This is a genomic window from Qipengyuania flavescens, assembly GCF_029688735.1.
Taxonomy (GTDB): Bacteria; Pseudomonadota; Alphaproteobacteria; order Sphingomonadales; family Sphingomonadaceae; genus Qipengyuania.
Map to the genome: position 1 here is coordinate 62,557 of NZ_JARULD010000006.1, position 17,293 is coordinate 79,849.

The 17,293-nt window shown below is 63.3% G+C and carries 17 protein-coding genes; 9 read left to right on the top strand and 8 right to left on the bottom strand.

What is annotated here, in order from left to right; genetic code table 11:
• Positions 1-19 precede the first annotated feature (19 nt).
• Positions 20-325 (top strand): hypothetical protein, encoded by a 306-nt coding sequence (locus P8R33_RS14240; protein ID WP_278329638.1) that lies wholly within the window; start codon positions 20-22, stop codon positions 323-325.
• A 124-nt stretch (positions 326-449) separates the two neighbouring features.
• Here the strand turns inward: P8R33_RS14240 and P8R33_RS14245 are convergent, their stop codons facing one another.
• Together P8R33_RS14245 and P8R33_RS14250 are read right to left on the bottom strand one after the other, a co-directional pair.
• Positions 450-1,472: a serine hydrolase gene (locus P8R33_RS14245; RefSeq protein WP_278329639.1), complete on the bottom strand. Its 1,023-nt coding sequence runs from the start codon at positions 1,470-1,472 to the stop codon at positions 450-452.
• A 140-nt stretch (positions 1,473-1,612) separates the two neighbouring features.
• Positions 1,613-2,020 (bottom strand): host attachment protein, encoded by a 408-nt coding sequence (locus P8R33_RS14250; RefSeq protein ID WP_278329640.1) that lies wholly within the window; start codon positions 2,018-2,020, stop codon positions 1,613-1,615.
• A 102-nt stretch (positions 2,021-2,122) separates the two neighbouring features.
• Here P8R33_RS14250 and P8R33_RS14255 point away from each other — a divergent pair, with 102 nt between their 5' ends.
• The 4 genes from P8R33_RS14255 to P8R33_RS14270 all read left to right on the top strand — a co-directional run bounded on the left by P8R33_RS14255 (position 2,123) and on the right by P8R33_RS14270 (position 8,228).
• Positions 2,123-3,472, top strand: a complete 1,350-nt coding sequence (locus tag P8R33_RS14255) for a phosphotransferase (protein WP_278329641.1) — start codon at positions 2,123-2,125, stop codon at positions 3,470-3,472.
• Entirely contained in the window at positions 3,472-4,764 is a 1,293-nt protein-coding gene (locus tag P8R33_RS14260) for an acyl-CoA dehydrogenase family protein (protein ID WP_278329642.1), read from the top strand. Before P8R33_RS14255 ends, P8R33_RS14260 begins: the two co-directional genes overlap by 1 nt.
• A gap of 106 nt (positions 4,765-4,870) precedes the next feature.
• Positions 4,871-7,111 (top strand): DUF305 domain-containing protein, encoded by a 2,241-nt coding sequence (locus P8R33_RS14265; protein ID WP_278329643.1) that lies wholly within the window; start codon positions 4,871-4,873, stop codon positions 7,109-7,111.
• 97 nt (positions 7,112-7,208) lie between these two features.
• Positions 7,209-8,228: an endonuclease/exonuclease/phosphatase family protein gene (locus tag P8R33_RS14270; RefSeq protein WP_278329644.1), complete on the top strand. Its 1,020-nt coding sequence runs from the start codon at positions 7,209-7,211 to the stop codon at positions 8,226-8,228.
• A 31-nt stretch (positions 8,229-8,259) separates the two neighbouring features.
• Here the strand turns inward: P8R33_RS14270 and P8R33_RS14275 are convergent, their stop codons facing one another.
• The 3 genes from P8R33_RS14275 to groES form a co-directional block, all read right to left on the bottom strand.
• Positions 8,260-8,655, bottom strand: a complete 396-nt coding sequence (locus P8R33_RS14275) for a BLUF domain-containing protein (protein WP_278329645.1) — start codon at positions 8,653-8,655, stop codon at positions 8,260-8,262.
• A 160-nt stretch (positions 8,656-8,815) separates the two neighbouring features.
• On the bottom strand, positions 8,816-10,465 hold the full coding sequence (groL, locus tag P8R33_RS14280; protein WP_278329646.1) for a chaperonin GroEL: 1,650 nt from the start codon (positions 10,463-10,465) through the stop codon (positions 8,816-8,818).
• Between the two features lie 52 nt (positions 10,466-10,517).
• Positions 10,518-10,805 (bottom strand): co-chaperone GroES, encoded by a 288-nt coding sequence (gene groES, locus P8R33_RS14285; RefSeq protein WP_278323521.1) that lies wholly within the window; start codon positions 10,803-10,805, stop codon positions 10,518-10,520.
• A 201-nt stretch (positions 10,806-11,006) separates the two neighbouring features.
• Here groES and P8R33_RS14290 point away from each other — a divergent pair, with 201 nt between their 5' ends.
• Entirely contained in the window at positions 11,007-11,879 is an 873-nt protein-coding gene (locus P8R33_RS14290) for a mechanosensitive ion channel family protein (protein WP_446532524.1), read from the top strand.
• Here P8R33_RS14290 and P8R33_RS14295 read toward each other — a convergent pair.
• Complete coding sequence (locus P8R33_RS14295; protein WP_278329647.1) at positions 11,839-13,284, bottom strand: MATE family efflux transporter; 1,446 nt, start codon at positions 13,282-13,284, stop codon at positions 11,839-11,841. The genes P8R33_RS14290 and P8R33_RS14295 overlap by 41 nt on opposite strands.
• A 290-nt stretch (positions 13,285-13,574) precedes the next feature.
• Here P8R33_RS14295 and P8R33_RS14300 point away from each other — a divergent pair, with 290 nt between their 5' ends.
• Both P8R33_RS14300 and P8R33_RS14305 read left to right on the top strand, forming a co-directional pair.
• On the top strand, positions 13,575-14,306 hold the full coding sequence (locus tag P8R33_RS14300) for a helix-turn-helix domain-containing protein (RefSeq protein WP_278329648.1): 732 nt from the start codon (positions 13,575-13,577) through the stop codon (positions 14,304-14,306).
• 90 nt (positions 14,307-14,396) lie between these two features.
• Positions 14,397-15,029 carry a M23 family metallopeptidase gene (locus P8R33_RS14305; protein ID WP_278329650.1) on the top strand — a complete coding sequence of 211 codons (633 nt, stop codon included), beginning with the start codon at positions 14,397-14,399 and terminating at the stop codon, positions 15,027-15,029.
• 15 nt (positions 15,030-15,044) lie between these two features.
• Here P8R33_RS14305 and P8R33_RS14310 read toward each other — a convergent pair whose 3' ends face one another.
• The gene (locus P8R33_RS14310; RefSeq protein WP_278329651.1) at positions 15,045-15,692 is read right to left on the bottom strand and encodes a hypothetical protein; all 648 of its coding nucleotides are present in this window, start codon (positions 15,690-15,692) and stop codon (positions 15,045-15,047) included.
• 75 nt (positions 15,693-15,767) lie between these two features.
• Positions 15,768-16,526, bottom strand: a complete 759-nt coding sequence (locus P8R33_RS14315) for a DUF2569 domain-containing protein (protein ID WP_278329652.1) — start codon at positions 16,524-16,526, stop codon at positions 15,768-15,770.
• Between the two features lie 495 nt (positions 16,527-17,021).
• Here P8R33_RS14315 and P8R33_RS14320 point away from each other — a divergent pair, with 495 nt between their 5' ends.
• Entirely contained in the window at positions 17,022-17,225 is a 204-nt protein-coding gene (locus P8R33_RS14320; protein ID WP_278329653.1) for a Flp family type IVb pilin, read from the top strand.
• Positions 17,226-17,293 lie beyond the last annotated feature (68 nt).

Below are 17,293 nucleotides of genomic sequence, written 5' to 3' on the forward strand. Positions count from 1 at the left end.
TCGGCCAAGGGTCGCCCCGATGCTCCAGACTCGCTGTTTGAGGAATTGTATTATGCGTAAGATCGCTCTTGTTGCTGCTGCTTCGGCCGCTGCTCTTTCGCTCGCCGCTTGCTCGGAAGCTACCGAAGATTCGGCTGAAACCACCATGGATTCGGCTGCTGCCGACACCGAAGCCAACATGGAAGCCGCTGGCGACACCATGGAAGCTGCTGGCGCCGAAATGGAAGCCGGTGCTGAAGAAATGGCTGCCGATGCCGACGCAGCTGCTGCTGAAGTCGAAGCTGAAGTCGAAGGCGAAACCGAAGCTGAAGCACAGGCCGACTAATCGCGCCAGCGCTTCGGAACGGTTTATCGGTTCGAAACAGGAAAGGGCGGTGCCGCAAGGCGCCGCCCTTTTCCTTTGTCATCACACATGGTCGAAGAGGTCCGGTAAGCTGACCTGGCGAGCCTTACTCGCCGCCATACTCCGCATTGGCCCAGGCGCGGCCATCATTGGCTGCGCGCCCGAACCCGCGATACAGCGCATCGGTGATCGTGGAGATGCGCCCGTCGCGCAAGCGCCGGGCTTCCAGCTTCTGCGCCCTGCTGCCATTCTCGACCGCCATCGAAGGGCTCTGCCCGGTTACGTAGATCGCGGCTGCGATCGCGCGTCCATCCGGCATATGGAATATGCCGATATCGCTTGCGGTGCGGCTGAGCGTCCCGGTCTTATGAGCGAGCATGGCACTCATCGGCAGGACGGAGCGCATCCGCCGCTTCCCGGTCGTCGTCTCCAGCATGGCATCGACCAGCACGCGACGTGAATTGTCGCTCAGCCAACGGCCTTGGTAGATCCCTGCGAGCAGCTGGCCCATTGCCCGTGGAGTCGCGCTGTCGCGGATGTCGATCGACGATGCCGGATCGCTTCGTCCGTCTTCGCGGATCAGCGTCTTGATATCGCGCGAGAGCGTAAAGCCCTCGATCCCGGCCTTCTGCATCCACGCATTCACCGCAGCAGGGCCACCGACGGCATTGAGCATGGCGTCGGTGCAATCGTTGCAGCTCTTGCTGATCATCAGGCTGATGTGACGAGACGCAGGCATATAGGCACCGCCGGGACGTGGCAGCTGCCATTCGCTTGTCAGGCTCCACTTGCCCGCATCGACGCCTGCGAGATAGGTCGCAGCAATCGCGACCTTGCTGGTGCTGGCCATCGGAAAGCGCTGGTCGGCGAGAACGCCGACTTCCTGACCCGTCGTCAGGTCGACCGCGTAAACGCCGATGCGCCCGCGTGAACCTTCCGCGAGGCGCGCAATCTGCCGCTCGAAGTCGGAATCGTAGCGCGCGACCATCGACGAAGGTTCGCGAACTTCGGTCCCGAGGGTCCTGTCGAAGGCTGATTCGAACGCCTGCGTATCGCTGTTGGCAATGGCGGGCGATGCCAGGGCGATGGCCCCCGCCGTAATAATCTTTCCGAAAAGTCCTGTCCGCATCCCGTCCTGTTACCCTTTGCGTGGTTTACCGATGCTTAAGATGGCTCAAGCGTCGCCAACAAGGGATATAGCGACAGAAAGTGGCGCGAATGCGACAATCGATTCGCTACCAAGGGAACAAACGGGGTGCGGCACGAAGGCTAAGCGTTGGCGATGGCCTTTTCGATCCGGTCGACGGGTTCGCCCGTCATCGTCTTGTCGATCTCGCCGACCAGCTTCTTTTCGAGTTCGCCGTGATAGTGGCGGCGCATTTCACCCAGCGTCTTCGGGTCGGCAATGACGAGCACATCGCTGATCTCCCCGGAGATGGCCTTGGCGTTCAGCCATTCGGCCGCAGCCGCGCCATGGGCCAGCTCTTCGAGGTCCGTCCGGCCGTGCTCCTGACCGATATCGTCCTGGTGCTTGACCCCGGCACTGTAGTTGGTCGCGGTGAGATCGGGCTTCTGGGCGTCCTCCAGCTTGGGTTCGAACATCTGCCCCGAATTGCGCATCACCGTAAAGTTCTCGCCATCCACGATTGCGACATGCGCCTTGTTGGGAAGTTTCATCCAGATTTCTCCTGCTGTGTCTGTTTCTGCACCATCAACGAGCGAGGCCTTGGACGGGTCCGGGCTTGAGCGGCGAAGCGTTTGCCTGCAAGCATGGACTGCATGGGAACGGATGACAGCCGGAGCGCGATCGAGCGCGGCTTGAACGAGGCGCTCGCGCGGGCGGGCATGGGGGAGGCCAACGGGCTCGCGCGCCTGACCGGCGGGGCGACGATGGAAAGCTGGCGTTTCGCTTGCGACGGGGCAGACTACGTCCTGCGCCGCGCGCCGAGCCTCGAGTTCATGGAGGGCCGGCCCTACGGTCACGACAGCGAGGCGGCGATCATCGGCGCCGCATTCGAAGCCGGGGTGACGGCACCCGAAGTCGTCCTGGTGCTCGAGCCGGATGACGGGATCGGCAGCGGCTTCGTGATGCGTGCTCTCCCCGGCACGCCCGATCCCCGCGCGATCCTGGCGATGGACAATCCTGGGCAATTGCTGCGCGAAGTGGCCCGGGACCTCGCCCGCATTCACGCACTCGAACCGGCTAAGCTCCCGGAAGATGTCCCCGAGATGGACTATGTGGAGGCTGTCGAAGGGCTGGCCGAACAGTTCGAGGAGGCGGGCGGCGACCGGCCGATCATCGCCCTTGGCCTAAAGTGGTTGCGCGACAATCTGCCCGAACGGGTTGAGCCCGTCCTCAATCATGGCGACTACAGGCTCGGCAATCTGCTGGCCGAGGATTCGCACCTCACCGGCGTGCTCGACTGGGAGCTGGCGCATTTCGGGGACCGGCACGAGGATCTCGCATTCGGCTGCATGGCGGTCTGGCGATTCGCCCGCGTCGATCGCCCGGCGCTGGGGCTCGGCTCGCTCGAAGACTATGTCGAAGCCTATGAGGCCGAAAGCGGCGTGTCGCTCGACGCCGGCCGGTTCCGCTTCTGGCTGATCTACCGCACCGTGTGGTGGGCGCTCGGCTGCATCCGCATGGCCGATTTCTGGCGCAGCGGAGAAGACCGCATGCTCGAACGCGTCGTCATTTCGCGCCGGACGAGCGAACAGGAACTCGATCTCCTCCTGCTGCTGGAAGACGACGCGCCAGAGGAAGAACAGGCGCGGCCGCTCCCGCCAAGCGATGTGAAGCTCGATCCGCTGGGCGAGGCGAGCGTCGGCGAGATCGCCGAGGCGATTTCCGAATGGCTCGCCACCATCAAGGACCGCATGGAAGGGCACGACCGCTTCCAGCTGGCGGTCGCCCGCAATGCGCTTGGCATGATTTCGCGCGGGGACCGGGTCGATATCGAATTCGCCGACGATCTGCTGGCGCAGGAGCTTCTCGATGGGGAACGCTCGCTCGCGACCCCCGGCCTGCTCGCGCTGCTGCGCCGCTCTGCGCTCGACAAGCTGGCGGCCGACGTGCCCAAATACCCGATGCTCGCGCTGGCTCGCGCAAAATGGACTGGAGAGGACTGATGGACTTCACGATCCCCGAGGATCTCGAGAATTACTACGAGGAACTGGTCGGCTTCATCGAGACAGAAATCATCCCGCTCGAACAGCAGGACGACAATATCCGCTTCTTCGACCACCGCCGCGAATATGCGCGCACCGACTTCGAGAAGGGCGGCCTGCCGCGCGAGGATTGGGAAGAGCTGCTGCGCGAAGCCCGCAAGCGTGCCGATGCCGCCGGCCACTGGCGCTTCAGCGCGCCGAAGAAATACGGCGGCAAGGACGGCTCCAACCTCTGGATGGCGGTCATCCGCGATCGCTTCGCCCAGCGCGGTTTGGGCCTGCATAACGATCTGCAGAACGAGCATAGCATCGTCGGCAACTTCCCCTTCGTCGAAATGTTCGAACAATGGGGCACGGAAGAACAGAAACAGGAATTCATCCTCGGCGGGTTCGAAGGCAGGCGCCGCGTCGCTTTCGGCCTCACCGAACCGCATCATGGCTCCGACGCCACGCATATGGAGACCAAGGCGGTGCGCGAAACGCGCGACGGGGTCGACGGCTGGAGGATAGACGGGGAGAAGATGTGGATCACGGGCATGCATGTCGCCACCCACTGCGCGATGTTCGCCCGCACCTCCGGCGAAGATGGCGATGCCAGCGGGATCACCTGCTTCCTCGTCCCCAACCCGATCGAGGGGCTGGAGATCGAGGAATGGCTGTGGACCTTCAACATGCCCACCGATCACCCGCGCCTCAGCGTGAACAACGTCTGGGTGCCCGACAGTGCCATTCTCGGCGTCGAGGGCAGGGGCCTTTCGCTGGCACAGAGCTTCGTTCACCAGAACCGCATCCGCCAGGCCGCGAGCAGCTGCGGCGCAGCGCAGTATTGTGTCGAGGAAAGCGTGAAATACGCCCGCGAACGCAAGCCGTTCGGGCAGGAGCTGGCGCGCAACCAGAGTATCCAGTTCCCGCTGGTCGAGCTGGCGACCCAATGCGAGATGCTGCGCCTGCTGATCTACAAGACGGCCTGGGAAATGGACAACATGCCACATGAGGAGATCGAGAAAACGATCTCCGACAAGGTCAGCATGTGCAATTACTGGGCGAACCGGCTGGTGTGCGAGGCGGCGGATCGCGCGATGCAGGTGCACGGCGGTATCGGCTATTCGCGGCACAAGCCGTTCGAGCATATCTACCGCCACCACCGCCGCTATCGCATCACCGAGGGGGCCGAAGAAATCCAGATGCGCAAGGTGGGCGCATATCTGTTCGGCTATCTCGGCCCGCGGCGCGGCAAGTTCGCATCAGGTTGATCGCATCAATTTTATCAGGGCGAGAGCGCCGTTCGTAGAACAATCGCTTGACCGCGCGGGCGCGTGAGGGGCTTATTGCACCTTCATACTTCGGGGACCGCACATCATGACAAATTCGCTCCGCGCGCTGGCCGCCGGCCTGCTGCTTACGACCTCCACTGCCGCACTGGCCCAACAGGTGCCCATCGTGCTGCCCGGCGCGCCGGGCGAGGCGCCGCGCGTCATCGGCGAGGACGAGGCGATCGCACTGTCGAAGACGGCCTACTCGCCGGCCGATGTCGCCTTCATGCAGGGCATGATCGTCCACCACCGGCAGGCCGTGGCCATGGCCGACCTCGTCGAAGGGCGCACGAACAACGATGCCATCGTCAAGATCGCCGAGCGGATCGATGCGAGCCAGAAGGACGAAATCGGGTTCATGACGACTTGGCTGGAAGAGCGCGGAGAGAAGCTCGAAGGCCAGCATTCGATGCACATGGGCCACGGCGCGCATAGCCTGATGAAGGGCATGGCGACGCCCAGCCAGATGCAGGCGCTCGCTGCCGCCAACGGCACCGAATTCGACCGCATGTTTCTCAAGCTCATGACCGCCCACCACCTCGGCGCGATCGACATGGTCGACGAACTGCACAAGGCGCCGGGCAGCGCTTACGAGCCGGTGATGTTCGAGTTCACGAATGAAGTGGTGACCGACCAGCAGGCCGAAATCGACCGGATGAACGCCGTTGCGGCGAACCTCTCAACCGATCCGCGCGCGACGCTCGCAGCCGGTTTCCGCGATGCCGAGGAGGCGATCCTGAACTTGCGCCTCGTTGCTGCGCAGCCCAAGCCTGCCGGCTTCTTCGATCCCGCCAATCCCGCCCAGCTCCAGCCGCTGATCGAGGACGACGAGGAAGAGGACGCCGCCGATACCGAAGTCGAGGAACCGACCGACAGCGCCGAAGCCGATGCCGAGCCTGAGGAAGAAGAACCCCGCTTCGGTGAGCGCGGCTCGCTGCTGAGCTTCGCCAATACCGACATCGCCTTCTCCGGCGACATCATGGTTGCGGGCAATTATCACGGCTTCAACGCCTATCGCCTCGGCGAGGACGGGGTGCCGACGCTGGTCAGCTCGACCGTCTGCCCCGGCGGGCAGGGCGACGTCTCGATCGCGGGCGATATCCTCGTGATGAGCGTTCAGGACAGCCGCGCGCGGATCGATTGCGGCTTGCAAGGGGTCACCGGCAATGTCAGCGAAGAGCGCTTCCGCGGCATCCGCATCTTCGACATCTCGGACATCACCCGCCCGCGCCAGATCGGCCAGGTGCAGACCTGCCGCGGCAGCCACACGCACTCCATCGTCAGCGCCGACGACACGCGCCTGATCGTCTACAACTCGGGCACCAGCTATGTTCGCGATGCCGAGGAACTGCCCGGCTGTTTCGACACGGCCGGCGACGAAACCGCGCTGTTCAGCATCGACGTGATCGAAATCCCGCTGGCCGATCCCTCCAAGGCCCGCATCGTCGACAGTCCGCGCGTCTTCGCCAGGGACGGGCAGATCGCCGGCCTGTGGCGCGGCGGCGACCATGGCCTGAACCCGGACGGCAGCCGGACGCAGGAAACCAATGACACCAACCAGTGTCACGATATTACTGTCTTCCCGGCCAAAAACCTCGCCGCCGGCGCGTGCTCGGGCAATGGCATCATCATGGACATTTCCGATCCGCTCAAGCCGCAGCGCATCGACGACGTGACCGACAAGGGTTTCGCCTACTGGCACTCGGCCACCTTCAACAACGACGGCACCAAGGTGCTGTTCACCGACGAATGGGGCGGCGGCGGGCGGCCGCGCTGCCAGGCGGGCGACCCGATGAACTGGGGTGCCGACGCCTTCTACGCGATCGAGAACGGCAAGCTCGAATATCGTGGCATGTACAAGCTGCCCGCGCCGCAAGGCGACAAGGAGAACTGCGTCGCGCATAACGGTTCGATCATCCCGGTGCCGGGGCGCGATATCTTCGTGCAGGCCTGGTATCAGGGCGGGTTGTCGATCATCGACTTCACCGATGCGACCAATCCGTTCGAGATCGCCTATTTCGACCGCGGCCCGGTGGACGAAGACCAGCTGGTCACCGGCGGGTACTGGTCGGCCTATTGGTACAAGGGCCGAATCTACGCGACCGAGATCAGCCGCGGGCTCGACGTCTTCGCGCTAGAGCCGAGCGAATTCCTGACGGCTGAAGAGATCGCTGCGGCGGAAGCAGCCGTCTACGAAGGAGATGTATTTAATCCGCAAACGCAGACGCAGGTGACCTGGCCGGACGAGGTGGTGGCCGCAGCGGAAGCGAGCCGCATGGGCGGTTGATCAAGCGGAGTAGAATTCGGAACATGGACGGGCCGCGGCAGTAATTGTGTCGCGGCCCGTTCTCTTTCGGGCCCGGGGCAAAAACAGTGGAAGACCAATGACCATGCGATCCGTCGCAGGGAAGATCGTGATCGGTGCGCTGGCTGTGCTGCTGATAGCGGCACTGGTGTCGCTATGGGGTACAAACCGCGGCGCGGTGCGCCTGCTCGACACATTGCGCGAACCGTCGATCTATCTTGCTGCGGCGCTCGTCGTATTGGGCCTGTTCGTCGCGAGATCGAAGATGGCGCTTGTTGTGGCGCTGGGACTTATCTCCATCGGTATTAATCTCTGGCGCATATGGCCTTACACCTTTCTGGCGCCCGCGCAGGTCCCGCTGCCCGACGAGGTAAACGGGATGAGCTGCGCCAAAGTGCTGTCGTTCAATGTGCTTCAGACCAATGATCGCTACGATGCGACGGCGCAGCTGATCGAGGCGGAACGACCCGACATCCTGCTGCTGATGGAAACGAACCAGGTGTGGCTCGACGCGCTCCAGCCCCAGCTCGCACGCTACGGCTATACGCTGGCCCGGCCGCTGGAGAATAAATACGGCATGGTCTTTGCGACCACGCTCCAAGTCGACCGCGCAGAGATGGTGGCCAACACGAATTCGAATACGCCCACACTCTACGCAACGCTGCGGATGGGCGACGGCGCGCGGTTCGAGCTGATCGGCCTGCACCCCCGCCCGCCCCTGCCGGGAGAGAGCACCGCTCAACGCGATGCCAATATCGCCCGCGCCGGGTCGCGCACGCCGGACATGCTGTCCAATGTGCTGGCGATCGGCGATTTCAACGACGTGCCGTGGTCCAGCACCACCCAGAAATTCGTCCACGACGGTGGGTTCAGCGACCCGCGCGCTGGGCGCGGCAGTTTCGCGACCTTTCCGGCGGACTACGCCCTGTTCGGCTGGCCCCTCGATCAGATTTTCGTGAAGGAGGGGGTGAAGGTCGAAACGCTGGAGATCGGCGAAGATGTCGGATCCGATCATCTGCCTGTGCTGGCGAAGGTCTGCGTCGATCCGATGTCGGCGAATTCCGATGTGGGCAGCGTTCTACCGATTGGCGACAGCTAACGAGTTATGCCCTCAGGGTAAGTCCACAAAATCAGGCGGCTTTCTCGTTGGCGACCGAACCATCGAGGAACTGCCTTACCAGTGCCCGCATATCGGAAGAAACATTGCCCAAAGCCGCTTCGGGGATGGACCCGTTCGCAATACCCACGCACTCCATCCGCCAACGCGGGAAGCTCCGCTCGCCGATTTCCTGCCGATGCAGGACCTCGATCGAGTGGTGCCTCGGATCGGCTTGCAAGCGCGCCATCAGGCCGTCGATCGCAGCGGCTTCGCCTTCGATGATCTGGAAGAAGCGGTCGTTTGCGAAGATCAGCATTCCCGTAAGATCGTCGCGCAGGTTGTTTCTGGCCGAGGTTTCGATGATTTCGAAAACCTCGTTCGAAGCCAGATCGCCGCGTGCGTCGCTGCTGTAAGCCAATTGGATCATCTGCGAGCTTTCCCTTATTTTATCCTTCGATAGTCGTCCCGACTTACTGCCGGGTTAAGCATGGAAATTATCGCAGCTCAGCGCCGAAGGGACGAAAAAGGCCCGGCGGATCGCTCCGCCGGGCCTTCCTGTTTCGAACCTGTAGGCTGGATGGCTGGTCTTAGAAGCCCATGCCGCCCATGCCGCCCATGCCGCCCATGTCGGGCATTGCAGGTGCAGCGCCCTTGTCTTCCGGCTTGTCGACGATCGCGGCTTCGGTCGTGATCAGCAGGCCGGCAACCGAGGCGGCGTTCTGCAACGCAGTACGCACGACCTTGGTGGGGTCGATGACACCGGCGTTGACGAGGTTCTCGTAGCTGTCGGTCGCAGCGTTGAAGCCAAGGCTTTCGTCGTTGCCGTCGGTCAGCTTGCCTGCAACCACCGCGCCGTCATGGCCGGCGTTGCTGGCGATCTGGCGGACCGGAGCGGCCAGCGCACGGCGGACGATGTCGATACCGCGGGTCTGGTCGTCGTTGACGCCGGTGAGGCCGTCGAGAGCCTTCGAAGCGTAGAGCAGCGCGGTACCGCCGCCCGGGACGATGCCTTCTTCGACGGCTGCGCGGGTCGCGTGCAGCGCATCGTCGACGCGGTCCTTGCGCTCCTTCACCTCGACTTCGGTGGCACCGCCGACCTTGATCACGGCAACGCCGCCCGCGAGCTTGGCGAGGCGCTCTTGCAGCTTCTCGCGGTCGTAATCGCTGGAGGTGTTGTCGATCTGGGTGCGGATCTCGCCGACGCGGGCCTTGATGTCGGCTTCGTCGCCGGCACCGTCCACGATGGTGGTGTTGTCCTTGTCGATGGCGACGCGCTTGGCTTCGCCGAGCATGCCCAGCGTGACGTTCTCGAGCTTGATGCCGAGATCTTCGCTGATCATCTCGCCCTTGGTCAGGATCGCGATGTCCTGCAGCATCGCCTTGCGACGATCGCCGAAGCCGGGGGCCTTGACCGCCGCGACCTTGAGGCCGCCGCGCAGCTTGTTGACCACCAGGGTGGCCAGCGCTTCGCCTTCGATGTCTTCCGCGATGATCAGCAGCGGACGGCCCGACTGGACCGCGGCTTCGAGCACCGGCAGCATCGACTGCAGGTTCGACAGCTTCTTCTCGTGGATCAGGATGTACGGGTTGTCGAGTTCGACCGTCATCTTGTCCGGGTTGGTGATGAAGTAGGGCGACAGGTAGCCGCGGTCGAACTGCATGCCTTCGACGGTCTCGAGCTCGAATTCGAGGCCCTTCGATTCGTCGACGGTGATCACGCCTTCCTTGCCGACCTTCTCCATGGCCTCGGCGATCTTCTCGCCGACTTCACGGTCGCCATTGGCGGAGATGATGCCGACCTGCGCGATCTCGCTGGAGCCCGACACGTCCTTCGAACGGCCCTTGAGGTTCTCGACGACCTTGTCGACCGCGAGGTCGATGCCGCGCTTCAGGTCCATCGGGTTCATGCCGGCGGCGACCGACTTCATGCCCTCGGTCACGATCGACTGGGCCAGCACGGTGGCGGTGGTGGTGCCGTCACCCGCCGCGTCGTTCGACTTGGAGGCGACTTCCTTGAGCATCTGCGCGCCCATGTTCTCGAACTTGTCCTTGAGTTCGATTTCCTTGGCGACGGTGACGCCGTCCTTGGTGATGCGCGGAGCGCCGAAGCTCTTGTCGATGACGACGTTGCGGCCCTTGGGGCCGAGCGTCACCTTGACGGCGTTGGCGAGGGTGTCGACGCCGCGCTGAATGCCTTCGCGCGCGTCGCGGCTGAACTTTACGTCCTTGGCTGCCATGTTGGTTTCTCCTGGAGTGTGTTTCGGTTGGAAAAGCGTTCAGGGTCGGCGCTCAGCCGATGATCCCCATGATGTCGCTTTCCTTCATGATCAGCAGGTCTTCGCCGTCGATCTTGACTTCGGTGCCCGACCATTTGCCGAACAGGACGCGGTCGCCTGCCTTGACGTCGAGCGGGGTGACCTTGCCGTCATCCGCCTTGGCCCCGTTGCCGACGGCGACGATTTCGCCTTCGCTCGGCTTTTCCTGGGCGCTGTCGGGAATGATGATCCCGCCGGCGGTCTTCTGATCGGCTTCGATGCGACGGACCAGTACGCGGTCGTGAAGCGGACGAAATGCCATGTGTGTGACCTCTTCTGTAGAGTGTGAAACAGGTGTTGGCACTCACTCGGCGAGAGTGCCAGCGCGGCGCATTTGGGGTTGCGCTTTCGGGGAGTCAACGGGGGTTCATGTAAAAATTTTCGCTCGCCCGGACGAGCCGTGCCCGAGGGTGGCCAAATGGCCTCGGGTTCCTTAATGCCCGCGCAAATCCGACGTTCTTAGATGGCGAGACCGACCTCGATGACCACCGACCAGACCGTATCCGCGCTGACCGTACCCGAGCAGATCCTGTTGTGGCTGCGGCTCAACATGATGGATATTGCCGGAGCCTTCGCCGTGCTCGTCATCGGCCTGATCGTCGCCAAGCTCTTGTCGGGCTGGGTTGAAAAAGCCCTCACGAAATCGCCGCGCTTCGAACCGACGGTGGCCAACTTCCTGTCGAACCTCGTCAAATATGCGCTGTGGGCGCTGGTCCTTATCACCGTGCTTGGCCAGTTCGGCGTCGAGACCACGAGCATTCTCGCCGCGCTGGGTGGCATGGCGCTGGCTATCGGCCTCGCCCTGCAGGGCACGCTGAGCAATGTCGCGTCGGGGGTGATGATCCTTGTGCAGAAGCCCTTCAAGGTGGGCGAGGGAATTACTGCCGGTTCGGTTACCGGTACCGTCATGCAGATCGGCCTCTTTACCACGGAGCTCAAGCAGTTCGACGGCTTGTTCGTCATGGTCCCGAATTCCGAGCTTTGGAATCAAGCCATCGTCAATTTCAATCGCCACCCGATCCGCCGGTTCGAGCTGGTGGTGGGAATCGGCTACGACGACAGTATGGAGCAGGCACGTACCGAATTGCTGGCGCTGGCCGCAGCGGACGAGCGCATTATCGACGATCCCGCACCAGTCACCTTTGTCGCGTCGCTCGATGATAGTTCCGTCGGTATCGGTATGCGCGTCTGGTGCGCCACGGGCGATTATTTGAAGTTGGGGTGGGATCTCACAGAAGCCGCCAAGGCGCGCTTCGACGATGTCGGTATCTCGATCCCGTTCCCGCAGCGCGAGATCACGCAGCGGGCGGCACAGGCGGCACGCCAACAGGCCTGACCGTCAGGCCCAGCGCATCGCGCCGGTGCCAGCGCCAGCCGAGCAGCAGCGCGGCAAATGTGAGGCCCGTCGCAAGGCCGATCCATACACCCACGCCCTCGAGCGGAGTCGCGAAACCGAGCACCAGCGCCGTACCGATCCCCGGCACCCAATAGGCGAAGGCGGCAATCCACATCGGGATGCGCGTGTCCTGTAGCCCGCGCAGGGCACCGGCAGCGACCGCTTGCATCCCGTCGAACAGCTGGAAGGCTGCGGCGACCACGATGTAGGTGAGCGCGAAGCCCACCAGCTCCGCATTGGCCGGGTCCCACGGGTCGATATAGATCGCCAGCAACGGCTTGGGGATCGCGACCATGGCAATCGCCGTCAAAAGCATGAAGCCGGTGCCGATCACGATCGCGCTCCACCCGGCGCGCTTCATGCCGTCGGGGTTGCGCGCGCCATAGAAGTAGCCGACGCGGATCGTGGCCGCCTGGCCCACGCCGAAGGGCACCTGGAAGGCGAGCGCGGCGATCTGCAGTGCGACCGTGTGCGCGGCCAGTTGGGTCGCGCCGATATTGCCCATCAGGAAGGCGGCCGCGCCGAAGATTCCGGCCTCCGCCGTGATCGTCAGCGCAATCGGCGTGCCGACACGCACGATCTGCATGAAGCGCGGCCAGTCCGGCGACCACCAGCGCCCGAAGATGCGATAGCGATGCAGTCGCGGGTCGAGGCGGATCGCGACCACATAGGCAAGCAGCGTCACCAGCGTGGTGATGATCGTCGCCACCGCCGCGCCGCGTAGGCCCAGCTCGGGCGCGCCCAGATTGCCGAAGATGAAGGCGTAGTTCGCCAGCGCGTTAACGAAGATGCCGGCCGCCGTGATCGCCGTCGCGAAGATCGGCCGGTCGAGCGTCGAGACGAAGCTGCGCAACACATTGTTGATCAGGAACGGCACCATCGAAATGACGAGGATGGTGTTGTACTCCAGCGCCAGCGCGATGATGCGCGGCTCCTGACCTGTCACTCGCATCAGCGGGCCGAGCAGCAGGCACAGCCCGACGCCGCCGAGGCCCGAGAACACGGCCAGCCACAAAGCCATGCGAACCGTCCGCCGGACGGGCCGTAATGCCGGCGCGCGCTCGCCGAGTTCCGCCGCCGCGACGGGTGCGACCGCTCCGGTCAGACCGGACAGCGCCCACATGACCAGCCCGAACAACGCGATTGCCAGCGCCGAAGCCGCCAATTGTTCCTCTCCCAGCCGCGCAATGAAGATCACGTCGATGGCATAGGTGAGCATCTGGAGCAGATTGGCAGCCGCCAGCGGCCAGCTCAGCCGGAAGGTCGCACGGATCTCGTCGCGCCAGCCGTCGCTGCCGGTGCCCGGATCGGACGGCAGGGGCTCTGGGGGCAGGTCGTAGGCCATGCAGCCGGCCCGGATAGGCGCAGTCTTTCCTCTGCGAAAGCGTGGCGCGCAGAAACAGGCATTTTCCCAGTCGGAAGAGGCGAGCGTGACACAGGTTCAGGCGTTAGCTCAAGTGTCCTAGTCGGGCGGTTTCCAAACGTTTTCGCTTTTGTCACAGGCGGTTAAGGTGTAGCGATTAATGCAACGACAGGAGTCGCAGGAAACCAGAAATTAACGCTGCCGGATTAACCCGGACGAGAAAAGAGGTCGCAATGTTTCACTCCTTCCCGAACGGGAAAGGCGGTTTGCTCATGCTCGGGCGTTTGGAAGACAAGTCAGAAGCTTCGGCAGAGACAGGCCAGTCTCGTGCAGCGCCGCGCCGTCGCCTGTATCTTGCCACTGCCATTTCGCAGACAGATGCCGGTTGCGATGTCGATGTGTTCAACATCTCCGAAACCGGAATTCTGCTCGGGACGTCCGGCACGCTCGCCCTCGACGAGCCCATCACCGTCGTCCTGCCCGATATCGGGGAGAGGATGGCGACGATCGTGTGGTATTCCGAGAACCTCTACGGTTGCCGCTTTGCCGAGCCTCTCGACAGCGCGGAGGTAGCAGCCTGCCTCGCCTATTCGATGCCCGAAGGCCCCCGCCGCTTGCCGCCCCGCCTAGAGGAATCGACTTTCGGCGAGAGGCTGAAGTCGCTGCGGACGCGGTCGAAATTCTCCATGGTCGAACTGGCCCGGCAGGCAGGCGTGACAAAACCGACCCTTTGGAAATGGGAAACCGACAAGGTCCGGCCGCGTGAAGCCGCCTTGCAGCGCTTGGCCGCAGCGCTCGAAGTGACGCCGACCGAGCTGCTTTATGGCAAACCGGTTGCTCTGGACGCTCCGCAGGCTGGCCATTCGCCGCACAACCGCGGCGATCCTTCGCCGCACGACCCAACCGAAACCTTGGCGAAAGTCATCTCGCAGAGCCGGGCGAAGATCGCACGGCTCGCAGGAACCGAAGAGTCCCAGGTTTCCATCGATATCGACTGGGACTGATCCCGAAACAAGACAGCCCGCCGGTTGCGATTCGCGAAACCGCAGTTTCCATGGTATTGGCTTGGCCCTGCATCCGAGGGGGAAGCTGTCATGGGGAATGCAAATATCGCCTTCGGCCTGATCGGCCTCGCGATCACCTACGGTCTGTCCGCGCCTGCTGCCCTTGCGGAGGAGGGTGAGGAGGCGGAAGCCTCGAGCGGGGCTCCGCAAGTCCAGCAGCAACCCTTGCAGCCGCCCCCGCGCCCCGCTGTCCGTTTCGGTCGCGCCGTCGATCTGATGGGTGCGGATATCGAGCCCGAGTCTTCGGCCATCGGGGGGCCGGATTTCGAAGCGGGCGCCATGCCGTCGGGACGACCGCTCGCGGCGGGACGACTGACCAGCGGCTTCGGCATGCGCGGCCATCCCGTGCTCGGCGGCAGACGCTTTCACGGCGGGATTGATCTTGCCGCCGCAACGGGCACGCCGGTGGCCGCGACATCGAGCGGAGTGATACTCTCCGCGGGATGGCGCGGCGGTTACGGCATCCTCGTCAGGATCTCACACGGTGGGACGGTCGAAACCCGCTATGCCCACCTGTCCGCCGTAGCAGTCAGGGCAGGCGATCGCGTCCAGGCGGGGCAGACGATCGGCTATGTCGGCTCCACCGGGCGCTCGACCGGACCCCATCTCCATTACGAAACGCGGGTCGGCGGTCGTCCCGTCGATCCTGCTTCCTTGAGATAGCGTCGGTCGTCCGGATCACCCGGCGGTCATCACGAGACTGTCGCTGTTCGGGTCGTAGCGCAGGTCGACACCGTCGTTTCGCAGCTCGGTGAAAGTGAGCAGATTGTCCGCCCTGCGCGATTTTCGCACCGTGCGCGGCCGGCCGGCGCGTTCCAGCATGCGAACCAGTTCCGTGGCATCGACCAGCAGGCGCGAATCGCCATCGATGTGAACGGGCAGGCTGCCGATTTCGCGCGCGCCAATCCTGAGCGGTTTGCGCACGATGACGGCATCGGCGCTCACGCTCTCGCCGGAGGAGCCCGGCTGGACCAGATCGAAGCTCAGCGGGATCAGGCCTTCTGCGGTCCTTGTCGGACCGACAGCCATCCGGTTGCCTTCGGAAGCGGCGGCCATGTCCGGCGCTGCGTCGGGGTTCTGCATCAGGGCTACCACGGCGTCGGCGGCATCGCCTGCGTCCAGGCTGGCCAAGGCCTCTTCGTCGATCGGGCGAGCTGACGTCGTCTCGGGCAGTTCTATCCGGGTGAAGTGGGGTACTGCCACCCGCATGACGGGGCCGGTAGTGGTCGCGCGATCGATCGCGAACCAGACGCCGGCGATGGCTGCCGCCGCAATTAGCGCGACTGCGAAGGGGTGCTTCACCGCCTTGTACCGAACCCTGTCCATTCCCTGTGCCCCACCGAAATGAGGGGCCGCTGTATCACCGTTTCATGCGACAGGCGAATCGGGATGGGGGTTCGCTCAGCCGGGAAGGCGGCTGCGATAGGTGACGTTCACCCGGTCCGACAGCAGCAGATAGGGCAGCCAGATCATGATGCTGATGAGCACCTTGGTGATATTGCCCTCCAGCAATCCTGCAAGAGAGGCGCCGACTTCGGGCGGCAGGTCGGCCTGCGCTTTCACGACGCTCGCGGTCGTCAGCTGCAGGCCGATGTCGAAGGCCCAGGTAAGGGCCAGCATCCGCGGGAACAGCGGGATCGTACGCAGGGCCATCACGAAGCAGACGACGTACAGGAAGTTCATCGCGATGGCTTCGAAGGCCATGGCGAGAAAGATGGCGCGAGCCCAGTCGGGACCTGCGGCGGTAATCGCCGGGACTGCAAGCAGGAACTCGGCGCTGCGGATCACGACGTTGAGCAGCATGCCGACGAGCAGCGATGCCATGAAGCCCACCGGTCCGAACATGCGATGGCCGCGGGCAGCCTCGCGATCAACCTTGGTCCAGCGACCGACGAAGGCCAGGCTGACCCGGTTGTCCCATTTGGTTTCGTTTTCCGGAAACGCGGCTTCGGCGAGGCGAAAGGCCATCGGCGGAGCCAGCGCGATGAGCGCGTAGGGGAGGAAGATGCTGGCGAAGTCTGCGAAATTTGCCACGGGCGAGGGGCTGAGTGCGATGCGTATGCTTGCGAGTGCGAGCCAGCCGACGATCCACCAGGGAATCGCGCGGTCCACGAAGGGGCGCAGGTTCGCAACGATGGCGCGGGATTTCGCTTCCAGCACGTCCGCATAGCGCAAAAACGCTGCAATTAGTGCTTTTCTGTGTCGTTCTGGAACCATGTTCAAATCCAACGCCGAACCTTCGATCGGGTTTCTCAGGCTGCAACTTTTCAGCGAAACCGCCGGAAATCTGCGAGAATTAAGTTAACAAATTGCGAATCGGGACGAAATTTTCGACTCGCTCATCGTGGCGAGAATATACAATTCCTGCACCGTTAACCGCCGATCTTAACATTTGTTGAGTTCATCATTCTGAAATATAATCGGAAATTTAACCGGTTGCCAAAATCTTGACTAAGGTTGCCATAAGATGGATTCTTAGGGCGTTCCGTGAGGGAACAGGCGTCTGATCCGGCGTAACCGTCGGAAAAACATATACCAAGGTCGCGCCGGTTCCAGACATTTACCCGCACGGACAGGGCAAGCCGGAAATAGAGGCCGGAGCCCTCATGTGAATGAAGGGGGGATGATCCCCGCTTGGACTAGGGTAGAAACATCATGACCAATTTTCTGAAGACTTTTGTTGCTGACGAATCCGGTGCTTCGGCTGCCGAATACGCGCTGATCCTTGTTGTCGTCGGCATCGCAATCGTGACCGCTGCCACCACGCTCTCCGGCGCGATTGGTGGCGCTATGGACCGCACCTCGGGCGTTCTCAACACCGGGGCGGCACCGGCACCGGCACCGGCACCGGCACCTTGATTCTAGCCCGGCCCCGGCTTCGAGCCGGGGCCGGACTTTACCCGGCGCAGCGGGGGTTTCTGCGCTTG